Raw genomic sequence first — 16607 nt, forward strand, 5'->3', positions numbered from 1 at the left:
TGCCAAGCGTGTCAATTTGCCCGAATTGCCTGAATTGATAATGCTGGAGGGTATTACGTGGCTGAAGTGGATCTCGACCGTCAATGAGAAGAGTTTATTCCCCTGAACGGGGCAGGGGGTGTCGATCGCCTTGACGCATCCGCCTTGCCTGGAAGGGGAGTTGGCTGTCACTTGTCCACAGGCGTGGGAGCTTCTCAAAGTTATCCACAGCCTGTGAGGAAGGGTTGTGGATGCCGGAGGCGATCATTCCGAAAGTCGCGTAAGACCTCATGGATTCCCCGTTCAAACCCACTTCAGACGCTCGTTCGGGTGGGAATTCGCCGCCCTAAAGAGTTGATCAATGGAATTGAGGCGACACGGTGCAACTCGGGCGACCTGCTGGCCTGTGGATGCATCTGGTCCGACTGGGGTGATATGTCGACCATGTCGCCCTGGAGTGTCGACTTGTCCCCAGGTCGAGAACCGCCTCTGTGGATAACTCTGTGGATGATGAAGAGCGGTAGATAGCACCAGCGGTTCAGGCATGCCGGCGGTTCAGGCGCGCCGACACCCGGGCGCACCGGCCCTCGGGACCGTTAGCCCTGGGACCGTCAGCCCCGGCCGTCCAGATTCCGGGCCAGCCAGTCGGAGGCCTCCGTGAACTCCGCGTCCGACGTTCCCGCCCGCAGCGGCCGTACGTCCTGCATCGCCACCCCGGCCCGCGGGTACGAGCCGAGGAACCGCACCTTCGGGCAGATCCGCTTCAGCCCCATCAACGCCTCGCCGACCCGGCGGTCCGCGATGTGCCCCTCGGCGTCCACCGCGAAGCAGTAGTTCCCGATGCCGGCCCCCGTCGGCCGCGACTGGATCAGCATCAGGTTCACCCCGCGCACCGCGAACTCCTGGAGCAGCTCGAGCAGCGCACCGGGGTGGTCCTCGCCCAGCCAGATGACCACCGACGTCTTGTCCGCACCCGTCGGCGCCGCCGGCCGGGCCGGGCGGCCCACCAGGACGAAGCGGGTCTGAGCGTTCACCGCGTCATGGATCTCGGTCACCAGCGGTTCGAGACCGTAGGTCGCCGCCGCGAACTCACCGGCGAAGGCGGCGTCGTACCGTCCCTCCTGCACCAGCCGGGCACCATCGGCGTTGGAGGCCGCCGACTCCCATACGGCGTCCGGGAGATGGGCGGCCATCCAGTTGCGCACCTGCGGCTGTGCGGCCGGGTGCGCGGTGACCGACTTGATGTCGGACAGCTTGGTGCCGGGCCGCACCAGCAGCGCGAAGGTGATGGAGAGCAGTACCTCGCGGTAGATCATCAGCGGTTCGCCGGTGGTCAGCTCGTCGAGCGTCGCGGTGATGCCGCCCTCGACGGAGTTCTCGATCGGTACGAGCGCTGCCGCGGCGGCCCCGCTGCGCACCGCGTCCAGAGCCACCGGTACGGAGACCATCGGGACGAGTTCGCGGGTGGCGGCTTCCGGGAGCGTACGGAGGGCGACCTCGGTGAAGGTGCCTTCAGGGCCGAGATATGCGTAGCGCGTGGCGGACATACCGTCACCCTAATGCGCCCCGGTCGCTCAGGACTCCAGTAGCCGCTGCCCCACGTATTCGCCGTCCGCCGCACCGCCCGGCACCGCGAACAGGCCGCTGGCCTCGTGCCGGATGAACGGCGACAGGGCATCGCCCCGGTCCAGCTTGCGCTGCACCGGAACGAACCCCCGCAGCGGATCCGCCTGCCAGCAGATGAACAGCAGCCCGGCGTCCGGGGTGCCGTCCGCCGCGATGCCGTCGTGGTACGAGAAGGGACGCCGCAGCATGGCTGCATCGCTGTTCTTCTGGGGGGAGGAGATCCGGGCGTGGGCGTTGTCCGGGATCAGGAGCTTGCCGTCGGGGCCCACCTTGTTGAGGTCCATCGCGGTGGTCTCGGTGCCACCGCTCAGCGGAGCGCCGTCCTTCTTGCGGCGCCCTATGACCTGCTCCTGCCGTTCCACCGGGAGCTTCTCCCAGTCGTCCAGCAGCATCCTGATCCGTCGTACGACCGCATACGAGCCGCCTGCCAGCCAGTCGTACTTCGCATCGGTCCCCTCCGGCACGAAGATGCGCCGGTCGAAGTCGCTCTCGGTGGGCTTCGGGTTCTGGGTGCCGTCGATCTGGCCCATCAGATTGCGGGCCGTCATCGGCTGTGCGGTGGCGCCGGGGCTGCGGTTGAAGCCGTTCATCTGCCAGCGGACCCTGGCGGCCGGGGTGGCCTCTTTCTGCACGGCACGCAGCGCGTGGAAGGCGACGAGTGCGTCGTCGGCGCCGATCTGTACCCAGAGGTCACCGTTGGAGCGCTTGGCGTCGATGTGGTCGGAGGAGAACGGCGGGAGCGGGTCGAGCCCCGGTGGCCGGTGGTCGACCAGGCCCGTGCGTTCGAAGAACGTGCGGCCGAAGCCGAAGGTGATGGTCAGAGAGGACGGTCCGGCATCCAGGGCGATCCCGGTGTCATGGGCCGGGCCGTCCGCCGTGCCGCTGTCGGCGGCTTCGCCGGCCATCAGTCGCCGGGCCACGGCCGACCATCGGCGCATCAAGGCAGCCGCTTCCTTCCGTCCCGCACCGGGTGCCAGATCGAAGGCGACGACATGGCCGCGGGCCTGAAGCGGAGTGGTGATCCCCGGTTGATGTTTCCCGTGAAACATCACCTGGGTGGAGCCGACCGCGGTCAGAGCGGTCGGCTCGTCGGGCCGGGTCGCTGCATAGCCGGTCGCGCCGCCTGCCGTACCCAGTACCAGCCCGGCCGCACCGGCCGCGCCCGCGCTGCCGAGCAGCCGTCGCCGGGAGATGGCGCCGCTACCGAGGGCTTTGTCGTCCCCGCTGCCCTCGGAGGTCTTCCTGTTGCTGTTTCCGCTCACGATCCTGCTCAGCCGATCTTCACGTTCTTGTCGATGGTCGTCTGATCGATGTCCGACGTGCGCACGGTCACCGCGACCTTCCAGTTGCCCGCCATCGGGATCTGGACGCCGCTCGCTGTCCAGTGACCCTCGGTGAGCCGGTCAGGGACGACAGGGAGCGGGCCGATGTCCTTGGACTCCAGAGTGAAGGCGAGCTTCAGCTCAGGGATGTCCATGGCCTTGCCGTCGGTGCTGTCGATCCAGATGTGGAGCTCATTGGCGCCGGTACGGGCGGGGGCGATGTCCATCCGCACCGTTCCCTTGCCGCTTTTGCCGCCTTCGCCGGTGTCGAAGGGCAGCGTCAGATTGACTGGGCCTTCGGCCGCGGGGGCGGCTGCCGCCGTCGTCGCGCGAGTCGCTTCTTCCTCGGTACGCCCCGGCTCGGTCGAGGTCAGTACGGTCGTCACGGCCAACAGCGCCACGGCGACTCCTACTTCCGCCAGCACCGAACGGCGGAGCCCGGACCGGTCGGGGTCGGCATCGCGGATCCGCTTCTTCTCGGCGATGGCCACGGCGGCCCTCTGCCGGGCGAGCTGGGCCGCCCGCGCGGGGTCCTCGGCCACGGACGCCGGTGTGCCCGGAGCCTGGGCCTCATCCACGTCGACTTCGGCCTTGGTCTCGGCCTCTTCCACGTCGGCCTCGGCCCCGGTCTTCTCTCCCCCTGTGTCGGTTCCGCCCGTGACCAGCCGGGCGGTCCAGCGACGTGAGATCCAGGCGATCCCGACCAGGACAGCAACGAGCCCCACCTTCACGAGCAGCAATTGCCCGTACCCGGTGTCGGTGAGCGCGGACCAGGTGCCGACCTGGCGCCAGGACTGATAGATCCCGGTGGCGGTGAGCACGAGCACGCTGCCGAACGCGATACGGGAGAAGCGCCGTACGGCCGCGACTCCGATGTCCGGTGTCCGGTACAGCGCGACCAGCAGGGCCGCCAGCCCGCCCAGCCAGGCCGCGACGGCGAGCAGATGGAGGACGTCGACCGGCATGGCGATGCCCGGCTGGATCCCGGTCGAGGCGTGTTCGGCGAGCGCCCAGGTCCCGGCGATCCCGGCGGCGATCACCGTGCCGCCGATGGCCAGTCCGAAGGTGAGGTCCTTCCTCTCGCGCTCGTCCTCGCGCTTCGCGAATGCCCCGAAGAGCACGGCGATGAAGAGTGCGGAGGCGCCGAGCAGCAGCAGCCGGGATACGAGTGCCGCCCCGGGCTTGGTGTCGAGCACGGCCTTCAGGCCGTCGAGGTCGAAGGCGTCCGCGAGCTCCCCGGAGCCGGCGTACGGGTTGCGCAGGAGCAGCATGGCCAGGGTGGCCACGGTGAGGGTCATCCAGCCGCGTACGACCAGGCGTTGCAGAGGGCGGGCCCCCGCGCCGCGCTGCCAGCAGGCCAGTACGAACGCGGCGCCACCGGCCATCAGGATGAAACCGGTGTACGCGGCGTACCGCGCGATGCCGTAGAGGGTTCCGACGAGGCCGCCCCCGGCCTCGTCCGTCGGGAGGGCGACGGTGGTCTTCGAGGGGGTTCCGACGGAGAAGGTGAAGGCGCCCGAGACGGGGTGGCTGTCCGCGGAGACGGCCTGCCAGGCGACGGTGTACGTACCGGCGGGCAGCCCGGTGTTCAGCGGGACGCTGTACTTCATGCTGGAGCCGCACTGCAGATCACGCGGTGCGACGCCGGTGTCGGCGCGCTTGCCACTGGGGTCCAGGACCCTGATGGAGTCGTCGCCGAGGGCGACGCTTTCGGAGAAGGTGAGCCTGATCTCCTGGGGAGCGGTAGCGACCACCGCCCCGTCCTGCGGATCGCTCCCGGTGAGCGCGGCATGCGCGGACGCGGGGCCCGCGCCGCCCAGCAGCAGGCCGAACACAGTGCCGACAAGGGCGGCGAGGAGTGCGGCCGCGGCGAGTGGCCGGCGTAGCGCGGGAATGAACGGGACCAATCCGAAGTGCGGGGCGGTGGCTGTCATGACGAGTCAGTCCCTCACTGTTTCTTCGGGGCGTGGGTGGTCTCCTTCACGAGAAGGTCGACCTTGATCGGGTCGGCCTTCTCGAAGTGCAGCTCCACGGACACCTTCTCGCCCTGCTTGGGCTGCTGCTTGAGCTTCATGAACATGATGTGGTTTCCGCCACGTTCCAGAACCAGCCGGCCGTTCGCAGGCACCTCGAAGGACGTCACCATGCGCATCTTTCCGTTCTTCGTCTCGTGGATCGACACGTCGTCCGAGATGGGGCTGGTGACCGAGGTGAGCCGGTCGGATGTGTCGCCGCTGTTCTTCACGACGAGGAAACCACCCGCCATGTCGCTGACGGGCTGCGGCATGAACGCGCCGGTCACCTTCAGCTCAGGCTTGCTGTCCGAGGTCGAGCACCCCGCCAGCGTCAGTCCGGTGGTGAGGGCGATGATGCTGGCGAGGGCGGTGCGGCGGTTCACGGAGTCTCCCCCTTGAGGATCTCAGGGAGATCGTTGGCGTAGTCGTCGGGTGAGGTGTCCTCGCTGTACACGAGGTACCCCTTGTCGGTTTTCGGGGAGAACGCGATGACCTGGGAGCCGTGCATCGAGACGACCGTGCCGTCCTTCTCCTTCTTCGGGGCGTCGATGCCGATGCCGATCTGGCGTGCGCCCGCCTGGATGGTCGGGAAGTCGCCGGTGAGTCCGGTGAAGGAGGCGTCCTGGGACTTGAGCCAGCTGCCCAGCGAGGACGGGGTGTCCCGCTCGGGGTCGGTGGTCACGAAGACGACGTGGAGCTTGTCCTGGTCGGCCTTGGGGAGGGACTTCTTGGCGATGGCGATGTTGCTCATGACGAGCGGGCAGACGTCGGGGCAGTTGGTGTAGCCGAAGTAGATCAGCGTCGGCTTGCCCTTGGTCCGCTCACGGAGGTCGTACTTCTTGCCGTGGGTGTCGGTGAGGACAAGGTCGGGCTTGGTGAACGGCTGGTCGAGGACCGTCGCTGCCTTGGTCTTGGCCTGGACCGACACATCGGCGATGGGCTTCTTGGCGCCGGCGTCGCTGCTGCCGCAGGCGGACAGGGTGAGCGCGGCCGCGGCGACGAACGCCGCGGCCAGCACCGTTTTCTTACGCATGGAGCACTGATTCCTGGTGGGTTGGTGGGACTGGTGGGGGTCAGGCGGCTCGGCGTCGGCCGGTGAGTACGCCGAAGGCCACCCCCGCGACACCGATGACGATGCCGACGATGCCGAGGACGCGGGCCGTGGTGTCACTGGAGGATTCGTCCGACGCGGCCGTCGTCTGCTTGTCCGCTGTCTTCGACGTGGCGTCGGCGCTGCTCTTGTCGTCGGCGGCCGCGCCGTGCTCACCGGTGGTCGCCGCGGTCAGCTTGAGGACGGGTGCCGGGCTCTCGGGCTCGGCGGCACCGTCCTTCTGCTCCTCGATCCAGCGGACGACTTCCTTGTTGTCGTACGTCTGGATGGCCTTGAACACCAGTTGGTCGGCGTCCTCGGGAAGCTGGCCGATGGAGAGCGGGAACTGCTGGAAGTCGCCCGGGCGGATGCCGCGCTCGTCCTTGTCGCCCTTGGCCGTCCAGGTGACCTTGGAGACGGCCTCGTTGATCTTCTGGCCGTGCATCTCGAGCGGCTTGGCCAGCTTGCTCTTGGTGACCTCGATGTCCCAGCCGGGTACGGCCTGCGGCATGACGGAGGCCAGCGGGTGGTCGGTCGGGAAGTTGACCTCGAGCTTGGTCGTCGAGGCGTTGTCGCGCTCGTTGGGGACCTTGAGGTTGACGGTGGCGTAACCGCCCTTGGCGGCCTCGCCCTGGGGCTGCACGCTGACGTGCGCGGAGGCCGTACCGGCGAGGATCAGCACGGTGGACGCGGCGATGCCGCCGGTGAGGGCGACGCGGGAAACTTTCATGGCAGGGATCACTCCACAGAAGCACGAAGGAAAGGTGGTCCGGCGCGCGGGTGCGCGACGGCATCGCGACACCTCTACCTCACGTGCGGCGTGCGTACGCCGACTCGCAGGCACCGGGTGGGTGCGTGTGTCGAGTCGTGCGCATCGAGTGGAGGGTGTCGCGTCAGACTGCGAGTGCGTAAACGGGTGGCGGCCCGCGCCTGATCACCATGTGCTGCAACGGGTCCCCGGTTGCGGGGGCCGGGGCGTCGGCCGCGGTACGGGGGGTGCGCGGCCCGGTCGCCGGGCCCCCGGGAAGTCCGGCGCGCAGGGCGTTCACGAGCGCGAGCGCGGCGCGCAGCGCACGCAACCGGGCTCCGGCCGCGATCTGCTGGGCGCCGTGCGCGGAGAGCCGGACCAGTCGGAACAGGGCGATCTCGCCGCGCCGCAGCAGCCAGCCGGTGGCCACGGCGGCCAGCAGGTGACCGAGCAGCATGGGCAGGCTGGGCAGCAGACCGGTGAGGGCGGCCGGGCTCGAGCCGGATGCGGAGGCCATGTGCCGGTGTCCGCCGACCGCCACCGACGCCGGGTCGATGCCCGCGGTGGTGACGATGCGGTGGGCTTCGGCGGCGGTCAACCGCGCGGGTCCGTTGCACACGAGGCTTGCCGCGAACCGGATCAGTGAGTCGTCGGCCGCCGCGGTGTCCGTCGAGGTGGTGTGCGTACCCACGCCGAAGAGGGTGTGCAGGGCGATCTGTCCGCCGGCCAGTGCGGCGGCGATGGACGACAGCGAGCGCTCGCGTCCGGCGAGCGGTGCCGTCACCGCGAAAATCCCCAGGAATCCGGCGAGCAGGGTCCACCAGGGGACGGCCGCGCAGGAAGCCAGGGAGTGACCTGCCGCGGACAACGCGACACAGACCGCGGTGAACACCGCGGCCCTCAGGAGCCGCAGACCGGCTCCGGCGCGTGCGACAGGCATAGACATGGCGGGGCCATCATCGCACCGTGCCCCGGGCCTCCATACAGCAGGTCCGGAAGGTCACCTTCGGTCCGATTGGATGCGGGCCCGGGCCGCTGTGGCCGGGTTTGGACACCGGTCGGGCCATCGGCCGGGTCTGGCATACACGGGTGCACGAAGTGCTGGTATCCGCCGAATGAGCGGTCTCACATCCGGTCTGCGCTTACGAACGGTCCTGCGCGGCAATACGTATCGGTATGTCGAGCCGCAGCCAGGAGGCTGGAGCATGAGCATCTGGTGGTCCCTCCATTTGCGGCGCGAGGCTGCGAGCGTTCCGCTCGCCCGCCGTTTCCTGCTGGGCGCGATGGAGACGGCGGGCGTGGATCCGGAGATCTCCTTCGACCTTTCGGTCGCACTCAGTGAGGCCTGTGCCAACGCTGTTGAGCATGGCGGCCACACCGTCCAGGGAGAACAGAGCGTCGGCCGGGATCCGTGGGACGTGTGGGACGAGCTGCCGGGGACGGCCTGTGGGCAGTACCGGGTCACCGCATATCTGGACGGCGAGAGGTGCCGTATCGAGGTCACCGATTCGGGGCCCGGTTTCCCCGCCCGGCGCATGCGGCGCACTTCCGTGCATCAGCACGATCCGCAGCAGTACCCGTCGCTCAGTGCGGAGGACGGCCGGGGGCTCTGCCTGATCGAGCAGCTCGCCGATCACGTCCACTTCGGTAACCGTCCCGGCCGTGGCGCCGTGGTGAGCTTCGACAAGGTCCTGAAATGGCGGAAGGGCGCCCTGCTCATGGTGTCCTGAGCGGGGCGCCCTTCGGCGCGTTGAGGTCCGTCGCCGGACCGGCCGGAGGGGTTCCGGATCAGCCCTTGAGCTGAGCCATCCACGCCTCGACCTCGTCGGCCCGGCGCGGCAGCTTGTCGGAGAGATTCCGGTTGCCGTCCTCGGTGACGAGGATGTCGTCCTCGATCCGGACGCCGATGCCCCGGTACTCCTCGGGGACGGTCAGGTCGTCGGTCTGGAAGTACAGACCGGGCTCGACCGTGAGGCATACGCCGGGCTCAAGCGTTCCGTTGACGTACGTCTCGGTGCGCGCGGCGGCGCAGTCGTGGACGTCCATGCCGAGCATGTGGCCGGTGCCGTGCAGCGTCCAGCGCCGCTGGAGGCCCAGCTCCAGGACCTTGTCCACGGCCAGGTCGCCCAGCAGGCCCCACTCGACGAGCTTCTCGGCGAGCACGCGCTGCGCGGCGTCGTGGAAGTCGCGGTAGTCGGCACCGGGCTTGACGGCCGCGATGCCCGCTTCCTGGGCCTCGTACACGGCGTCGTAGATCTTCCGCTGCAGCGGCGTGAACGTGCCGTTGATCGGAAGGGTGCGTGTCACGTCGGCGGTGTAGAGGTCATTGGTCTCCACACCGGCGTCGAGCAGCAGCAGCTCGCCGGAGCGCACCGCGCCGTCGTTGCGTACCCAGTGCAGGGTGGTGGCGTGCGGGCCGGCCGCGCAGATCGAGCCGTAGCCGATGTCGTTGCCCTCGATGCGGGCGCGCAGGAAGAAGGTGCCCTCGATGTAGCGCTCGCTCGTCGCCTCGGCCTTGTCGAGGACCTTGACGACGTCCTCGAAGCCGCGTGCAGTGGCGTCGCAGGCCTTCTGCAGTTCGGCGATCTCGAAGGCGTCCTTGACCAGTCGGGCCTCGGAGAGGAAGACGCGCAGTTCCTCGTCGCGTTCCGCGGTGACCTTGTCGGTCAGCGCGGCCTCGATACCGGCGTCGTGGCCGCGGACGTTACGGACCGGGCCGGTGGCCTCGACCAGCGCGGCCGGGAGCTCGCGCACGTCCTTCGCCGGGATGCCCAGCAGCTGCTCGGCCTCGGCGAGGGAGTGGCGGCGGCCGACCCACAGCTCGCCCTGGCCGTCGAGCCAGAACTCGCCGTTCTCGCGGTTGGACCGCGGCAGCAGGTGGATGGTCGCCTCGTGCCCGTCCTCGGTCGGCTCCAGTACGAGGACGCCGTCCTGGGTCCGGTCGCCGGTGAGGTACGCGTACTCGGTGGAGGGGCGGAAGGCGTACTCGGTGTCATTGGAACGGGTCTTCAGCTTGCCCGCCGGGATGACCAGACGCTCACCGGGGAAACGCGCGGAGAGCGCGGCGCGGCGGGCGGCGGTGTGCTCGGCCTGAGCGATGGGTTCGAGGCCGTGCAGCTCCGTATCGGCCCAACCGGACTTCATGTTCGCTGCGAGTTCATCGGAGACGCCCGGGTACAGGGCGTTCTTCCGCTGCTTGACCGTCTCTTCTTCTTCGGTCTCCGGGTTCTCCGGGGTGAGCTCCTCAGCCACGATTTGTCTCTCCTTGATACGACACTGGACGCCGTCCATCGTACGGGCGTACGGAAGGGGGCACAGGGCTGGAAGACCTGTTACACAGGGTGGCCGGGGCGGACTGCACAGCTCAGCCGGGGCGGGCCGGTCGGCTCAGTCGAAGCGCGCGGCCAGAATGACGGCGCCCTCCGCGCTGTTGCCCTGGTCGGGCCCGTCCGGCAGCACGGTCCGCAGCACATGGTCGGCAACGGACCCGGCGTCGTCACGCAGCGCCTTCGGTACGCACGCCGCCGCCGAGTGGAGCCGTGCGAACGCCCGGTCCATCGAGTCGCCGGTGCGGCGCAGCAGCCCGTCGGTGTAGAGGAGTACGGTCTCGCCGGGCGCGAGGGTGATCTCCACGCTCGGCGCCTCCCAGCAGGCGAGCATGCCCAGCGGTGCGGAGAGCGACGTCTCGATGAACTCGGTGCGCCGGTTGCCGATCACGAGCGGCGGCGCGTGGCCGGCGCCGGCCAGCAGGATCTTGCGGCGGGCGGGTTCGCAGTAGGCGAACAGGGCGGTCGCGGAACGGGCGGGTTCGGTCAGCCGCAGCAGCAGTTCCAGATCCGAGAGCACGGCGACCGGATCCTCGCCCTCCATCACCGCGTACGCCCGCAGACCGGCACGCAGCCTGCCCATGGCGGCCAGGGCGCTCGGGCCGGAGCCGTTCACCGAGCCCACGGCAAGAGCGAGCGCACCTTCCGGCAGGGCCAGCGCGTCGTACCAGTCGCCGCCGCCCTGCGGTGCCGTGCGATGGCGTGCGGCCAGCTGTACGCCGGTGACCCGGGGCAGTCGGCTGGGCAGCAGTTCCTCCGTGACGGTGGCGACATCCGCCCTGGCCCGCTCCAGCTCCAGCAGCCTGGCCAGATGCTCGCCGGCGTATCCGGCGTAGAGGCCGACGAGATGGCGCTGGCGTTCCAGTGGTTCGGCGGGTTCGTCGTACAGCCAGACGGCGACACCGAGCCTGCCGGTCGCCTCGGCGGCGAGCGGCAGGGCGTAGCTGGCGGCGTATCCGAGCCGGGTGGCGACCTCGCGGCGGCGGGGGTCCAGGCTGGTGTCGCCGAGCAGATCGGGGGTGGTCTGCGCTCCTTCGGCGTCCGGGAGTCCTTCCAGGATCCGGCCGTAGCAGGTGGCGGTGCGCGGCACCGTCTCGATGTGTCCGAGCTCGGCATGGGCGAGTCCGAGGCCGATGGTGCTTACGGGGCCGCGGCGGTCGGACGGTTCGAAGACGGCCAGCCCGCGGCGGGCACCGACCAGGGTGGCTCCGGCGTCCAGCAGTTCGTGCAGCGCATCCTCGAGTGTGCTGGTTCTGGCCAGTCGCTCGGTGAGCTCGTGCAGCGTGGTGAGGCCGGAGACCCAGCCGGCCAGCCGGTCCTGGATGAACGCTCCGGGGGCGGCCGGTACTTCGGACAGAGAACCGGCAGTGTGCGCTGAAACAGGAATCATGGGATCGATTCCAGCCACTTTCGGCAGGTGCGGGGCGCTCATGGCAATCGGCTTTCCCACCGGTGCGTTTCGTCGAATAGCATCGCAAACCCCCATGTCACTCTGCGCCGCTATCAGTGCATCCACATGTGCACGTAGCGTCCACATGTACACGCACAAGTAAGGCCATGTCCAGCATTGTCCCTGCAGGACTCGTGGTGTCCAAGTGACTCATAAGTTGGCCAAAAAATGCACCCTATGGCGGCTATTTGCGGTCGACTGGGTGTGCTCGACAGGGGGTGTTCTCGGGGTGAAGTCCCAGAGGGAGCGTCATTTCGGGCATGCTGGGTACGTAATCGATGATGACCAGGGGCAGTTCTGATCGCCCCGGAACCTGGCAGTGGGCCCGGACGTCCTCATCTGTGACGGACACGCCCCACCCCCGAGTGGCGGGGTTTGCACCTTGGGACGGCAGGCGCGACACGTGCGCTGCTCCTCGCCATGCTTGTGTCCTGGACACATCTCGCTCCTGCTCGACCCGGTTCGGCGCATGCTCGGTACCGACGATCCACCCGTACCGCAGGTTTGAAGAGCATGTGCGCACAGTGAAGTGATGAACGCGTGTTGTGACGCGCGCGCGTTGTGATGTGGCCCCTCGGCGTTCAACGGAAAGGAACGAGCGCTCATGCGCGAGATCCTCGGAAGGCGACGCAGGCTCCGGCTCCGGCGCAGGGCAAGGCCCGCCCAACTGGACGCGGTCCTGACCTGCGCCACCGCATGGCAGTGGCCCGTGCTCCCCGGAGTGGGACCTGAGGCGGCCGGTGGTCGCGGTGGCCGTGGCCGTGGCTGCGCCTGTCCCGATCCCGAGTGCGCCGTACCTGGCGCACACCCCTTTGATCCCGGTCTCCTCGCGGCGACCACCGACGAGCGCATGGTGCGCTGGTGGTGGGCCAACCGGCCCACCGCCCCGATCGTGCTGGCCACCGGCGGCCGCGCTCCGTGCGCGCTGAGTCTGCCGGCCGTGGCCGCCGCCCGGGCGCTGACCGAGCTGGACCGGATGGGCACGCGGCTCGGCCCCGTGGTGGCGACGCCGACCCGGTGGTCGCTGCTGGTCGCTCCCTACACCCTCGAACGGCTCGGCGAGCTGCTGCACGCCAAGGACTGGGTGCCCAGCTCGCTGCGTTTCCACGGCGAGGGCGGCTATCTCGCCCTTCCGCCGTCCGAGGTGGGGACGGGGCAGGTGCGCTGGGAACGGGCTCCTTCCCCGAGCCCCCGGCTGCGCTCGGACAGGGGGGAGCCCGTCCCCGGATCCGCCGCGCCGTGGCTGCCGGATGTGGGGGCGGTACTCGACGCACTGGTCGAGGCGAGCAACAGCGCACCGGACGGCGGCAGTCGGCTCGCCTACTGACGAGTGGCCGACGGGCGGTTGCCGGGTGCGCCGCGTCCCCGTGGGCGCGGAATCCGTGGTCGGCTCACTCATTCGGGCGTGAGCCGACCTGAGACCGGCCGGCACATGGGGTGTGGGGGGGGAAGGTGCGTGCCTAGCCCCGTGACGCCGCCACCCATGTGCCGGTCGGTCCGAGTTCCCGGAGTAAGGGGGCGTGCGGCACCGGGGTGTTCATATTCGGCTGGTATCTCCGGCGGACCGTCGGGAATTCGGGCGAAGCCGACAGGCCTCGACGGACAGCGACAGGTGAGGCCGTGTGATTCTCCGCGTGATCGGTATCGCGGGTGTGACGGCGTCCACGGCTCCGGTTCCGCCTCCGCTTCCGTCTTCTTCGTCCCTCTCCAGGCCACTCCGGCAGTGCCGGTCTCATCTCGGTCAATGCAAAGTCTGCCGCTGCAAAGTGTGTCGGCGGAGGGCTTTCTGATGGGCCTCCGGAACTCTCTCGAAGCATTCTTCGAAGATTTATTCGAGTAGCTCCGTAGAGGGGTATTCGTAAGGGAGTTCCGGCTTCTGTACGGGGCGGTCGCTCCGGCGGGACCGGCGGTGCGTCGGCGGGGGAGGCTCCGCCGCCGATGGCGACCCGCCGTCAATCCGGGCTCTGCCGCGCCGGGTTGACGACGGTGCACAGGTGCTGAGCTGCCGGGGCCCGGCGTGGAGGTAAGGGCCGGGCTGCACCGGCGAGGGGATCGTGCGCGGGCTCGTGCGCCGCATCGCGCGCTGTGCGCCGTACCCGGAAATGAGGATGCCCGATCGCTGGCGACGGGGGATGCACCAGCGACCGGGCTTCTAGAACGGTAACAAGAGATCTGCCATTCGCAAATTCGATCTCGCGTATTAAGACAGCGATTTACCCGTGAGTACGGCGAGTTGTGACACGCATCACCGAACGGGCCCGGGGGTCGTCACTGTCAGCTGAGCGTCACTTGGCGATTGGTGAGCCCGCCACGGGCCCGCCGCTCCTCGGCGGTGAGCGGCGCGTTTGAGGCGAGTGCCGCCGTCAGTCGCTCCGCGAGCTCGGCTGCGGGCTTCTCGCACTCCGCGGCCCCCATCGCGCTCGGCAGATCCCAGACCGGGACCATCAGCCCGTGTGCCCGGAAGGAGCCGACCAGCCGCGTGCCCTCGCCCAGCGAGGAGGTGCCGGCGGCATGCAGTCGGGCGAGCGCGTCGAGAAGCTGCTCCTCGGGGTGCGGCATGACCCAGCGCAGGTGGTTCTTCTCCGGGGTCTCGCACCAGTACGCGGCGTCCACGCCGGTGAGCAGCGTTGTCGGGATCGCCGCCTCGTTCGCGCGCTCCAGGGACGCGGACACCTCGGGCGTGGCGTTCTCCGCGTCCGGAACCCAGAACTCGAAGCCGGAGTGGACAACGGGCTCGAACGCCGCGTCGGGGTCGAGTACGTCCTGCAGCCGCGGACCGTCGGCCGGTGCGCGCCGGGCGGCCACGGGTGAACCGGGCTCGGCGTCCAGCGCCCGCTGCAACGTGTCCGCGAGGTCACGGCTGAGGTCACCGGACGGGGTGTCGTTCTGCAGGGCGAGCAGCACCGAGCCGTCGTCGCGGCGGAGCGCCGGCCATGCCATGGGCAGGACGGTCGCGAGCGTCACGGAGGGCACGCCCTTGGGCAGCCCGCCCTTCAGCGTCAGCTCGACCGTGGCGGCGGGCACCAGCTCGCGCAGAGCGACCCAGTCGCACTCGCCGGCCAGGCCCTCGAAGGGGCGGTGGACGAGTTCGGTCACTGCCTGGGCGGCGGCGCGGCCGTGACACGCCTTGTAGCGGCGGCCCGAACCGCACGGGCAGGGCTCGCGAGCCCCGACCACCGGGATCTCACCGTCCTTGAGCTGCTGCTTCCCGGCCTTGGTCTGAGGGCGCTTCTTGGCCATGGTGGGCTTTCTCCCGATTGCGACAGTGCGGTCTGGGCCGTGAGCCTAGCGGCCCGTGTCGCGTCCGGGAGACATCCGCCTGCGCGCCCGGCGGTACGGGAGTCCGGACCGCCCGTGTGTACGCCTGTCCATCGATACGTGTGCCGGTACGGGCGCTCGTGCCGCGGCTGCCTCCGCAGCCATCCGTACCCGTGCGGGAACGTCAGCCCACGTCGTCGAAGGTGTCGGCGAAGCCCAGCCCGTCGAGCCCTGACACGCCCTGTACTCCGGACACCTGCCCGTGCCCCTCGCTGACGAGGACCCAGACGGTGACCTCGCCGGACGAGCTGTCGCGTACGCCCCACTCCTCGGCGAGCGCGCTGATGATGTTGAGCCCGCGGCCGCCGCGCGCCGTCACCGATGGTGTGGCCGGAATCGGTCGGGTCGGACCGCCTCCGTCCGTCACTTCGACGGTCAGGCCGCCTGTTCTGTCCACGCGCCATGCGGCGCGGATGTCGCCGTCACCCACATCCGTGTGTCGTCCCAGCGGCCTACCGTGCCGACAGGCATTGCTGAGTAGTTCGGAAAGGATCAATACAGCATCGTCGACGACCGAATCCGGCACCCCGTGGCTGCGCAGTTGCTCGCGCATCCGGTGCCGCGCCTGACCCACGCCCGCAGGGCCATGGGGTACGGCCATGCTCGACGACGTGGGCACTTCCTGTGCCACCACCAACGCCACCCCCGAGACCTCCTTTGCCCCACGCCACGGAGTGGATGCCCTCCTGAACTGGACTGGAAACCGGCCAATCGCTTGCCAGTGACGCACTCGTAACGATCGAATACGGTTCGAATGCGCCGGTGCACTCCGTGTAACTGACGTTAAGAGCGTCCCAGTTGTGACAGAACCTGTTTAGGGCGGTTCGTGATGATTGCCTCGACGCCGAGGTCGATGCAGAGCTCGACGTCCTCGGGTTCGTTGACCGTCCAGACGTGCGCGCGATGGCCCGCACGGTGCAGCCGCTCGATGTAGCCGGGGTAACTGCGTACGATCCGCATTCCCGGGCCGGCGATCCGCGCCCCGGCCGGCAGTCGCCCGTCACGCAGGCGTGGCGAGACGAACTGCATCAGATAGACGGTGGGCAGGGTGGGGGATGCGGCCTGGATCCGGTACAGGGAGCGTGCCGAGAAGCTCATGATCCGTATCGGTGAAGGGCCGCCGGCCGGCGGGACGTCGAGTTCGAAGCGCTTCAGCAGATACAGCAGCCGCTCCTCGACCTGGCCCGCCCAGCGGGTGGGGTGCTTGGTCTCGATGGCCAGCTGGAGCGGGCGCCCGGCTGCGCGCGTCTCGGCGACCAGTTCGAGCAGTCGCTCCAGAGTGAGCACGGAAGTGAGTTCACCCGGCACCGGATCCCAGTCCGGGGACTCCGACTCCTCGCGGTCCTTCCAGGAGCCGAAGTCGAGGGCGGCGAGCTCGGAGAGCTCCAGCGTGGAGACGGCGCCGCGGCCGTTGGAGGTGCGATTCACCCGGCGGTCGTGTACGCAGACGAGGTGGCCGTCGGCGGTGAGCCGTACATCGCACTCCAGCGCGTCGGCGCCGTCCTCGATCGCCTTCCGGTATGCGGCCAGGGTGTGCTCGGGAGCGTCGTCGGACGCGCCTCGGTGGGCAATGACCTGGATGGAATGGTGCGTGGATTGCTGCCGTGCTGCGTGGGTCACTGAGTCATGGTGTCACCGAGAGGCGGCCGCTGTGTACAGCTTGCGCCGCGGGGATCCGCACCTTGCGCCGGGGCTGTGCGCGCCTCGTGCCGGGAGACCGTTTTGCCGGATGT

At 69.2% G+C, this 16607-nt stretch carries 14 protein-coding genes; 2 read left to right on the forward strand and 12 right to left on the reverse strand.

Annotation, left to right across the window (positions count from 1 at the left end; translation table 11 throughout):
* Positions 1-590: 590 nt before the first annotated feature.
* The 7 genes from pheA to ABTZ94_RS03775 all read right to left on the reverse strand — a co-directional run bounded on the left by pheA (position 591) and on the right by ABTZ94_RS03775 (position 7726).
* Positions 591-1526 (reverse strand): prephenate dehydratase, encoded by a 936-nt coding sequence (gene pheA / locus ABTZ94_RS03745; protein ID WP_351197126.1) that lies wholly within the window; start codon positions 1524-1526, stop codon positions 591-593.
* A 27-nt stretch (positions 1527-1553) separates the two neighbouring features.
* Positions 1554-2867: an iron uptake transporter deferrochelatase/peroxidase subunit gene (gene efeB, locus ABTZ94_RS03750; protein ID WP_351197128.1), complete on the reverse strand. Its 1314-nt coding sequence runs from the start codon at positions 2865-2867 to the stop codon at positions 1554-1556.
* Positions 2868-2875: 8 nt separating this feature from the next.
* Positions 2876-4861 carry a copper resistance CopC/CopD family protein gene (locus ABTZ94_RS03755; RefSeq protein ID WP_351197130.1) on the reverse strand — a complete coding sequence of 662 codons (1986 nt, stop codon included), beginning with the start codon at positions 4859-4861 and terminating at the stop codon, positions 2876-2878.
* 14 nt (positions 4862-4875) lie between these two features.
* Complete coding sequence (locus ABTZ94_RS03760) at positions 4876-5325, reverse strand: copper chaperone PCu(A)C (RefSeq protein WP_351197132.1); 450 nt, start codon at positions 5323-5325, stop codon at positions 4876-4878.
* Positions 5322-5975: an SCO family protein gene (locus ABTZ94_RS03765; RefSeq protein ID WP_351197134.1), complete on the reverse strand. Its 654-nt coding sequence runs from the start codon at positions 5973-5975 to the stop codon at positions 5322-5324. Before ABTZ94_RS03765 ends, ABTZ94_RS03760 begins: the two co-directional genes overlap by 4 nt.
* Positions 5976-6015: 40 nt before the next feature.
* Positions 6016-6762, reverse strand: coding sequence for a YcnI family copper-binding membrane protein (locus ABTZ94_RS03770; RefSeq protein WP_351197136.1), 747 nt, complete (start codon positions 6760-6762; stop codon positions 6016-6018).
* 163 nt (positions 6763-6925) lie between these two features.
* Positions 6926-7726 carry a hypothetical protein gene (locus ABTZ94_RS03775; RefSeq protein ID WP_351197138.1) on the reverse strand — a complete coding sequence of 267 codons (801 nt, stop codon included), beginning with the start codon at positions 7724-7726 and terminating at the stop codon, positions 6926-6928.
* A gap of 259 nt (positions 7727-7985) precedes the next feature.
* On the opposite strand from ABTZ94_RS03775, the gene ABTZ94_RS03780 reads away from it, so the two are divergent.
* Entirely contained in the window at positions 7986-8510 is a 525-nt protein-coding gene (locus tag ABTZ94_RS03780; protein WP_351197140.1) for an ATP-binding protein, read from the forward strand.
* Positions 8511-8568: 58 nt separating this feature from the next.
* Here the strand turns inward: ABTZ94_RS03780 and ABTZ94_RS03785 are convergent, their stop codons facing one another.
* Entirely contained in the window at positions 8569-10032 is a 1464-nt protein-coding gene (locus tag ABTZ94_RS03785) for an aminopeptidase P family protein (RefSeq protein WP_351197142.1), read from the reverse strand.
* Between the two features lie 135 nt (positions 10033-10167).
* Positions 10168-11538, reverse strand: a complete 1371-nt coding sequence (locus ABTZ94_RS03790; RefSeq protein ID WP_351197144.1) for a PP2C family protein-serine/threonine phosphatase — start codon at positions 11536-11538, stop codon at positions 10168-10170.
* A 622-nt stretch (positions 11539-12160) separates the two neighbouring features.
* On the opposite strand from ABTZ94_RS03790, the gene ABTZ94_RS03795 reads away from it, so the two are divergent.
* On the forward strand, positions 12161-12883 hold the full coding sequence (locus ABTZ94_RS03795; protein ID WP_351197146.1) for a bifunctional DNA primase/polymerase: 723 nt from the start codon (positions 12161-12163) through the stop codon (positions 12881-12883).
* Between the two features lie 947 nt (positions 12884-13830).
* On the opposite strand, the gene ABTZ94_RS03800 is transcribed toward ABTZ94_RS03795, so the two are convergent.
* From ABTZ94_RS03800 to ABTZ94_RS03810, 3 genes are all read right to left on the reverse strand, one after another.
* Positions 13831-14796, reverse strand: a complete 966-nt coding sequence (locus ABTZ94_RS03800) for a DUF5926 family protein (RefSeq protein ID WP_351197148.1) — start codon at positions 14794-14796, stop codon at positions 13831-13833.
* Between the two features lie 202 nt (positions 14797-14998).
* A complete protein-coding gene (locus ABTZ94_RS03805) occupies positions 14999-15604 on the reverse strand; it encodes an ATP-binding protein (protein ID WP_351197149.1) in 606 nt (201 codons plus the stop codon).
* A 53-nt stretch (positions 15605-15657) separates the two neighbouring features.
* Positions 15658-16494, reverse strand: a complete 837-nt coding sequence (locus tag ABTZ94_RS03810; RefSeq protein ID WP_351197151.1) for a glycerophosphodiester phosphodiesterase — start codon at positions 16492-16494, stop codon at positions 15658-15660.
* Between the last annotated feature and the right edge of the window lie 113 nt (positions 16495-16607).

The organism is Streptomyces sp. NPDC002785 (assembly GCF_040295565.1).
GTDB lineage: Bacteria > Actinomycetota > Actinomycetes > Streptomycetales > Streptomycetaceae > Streptomyces.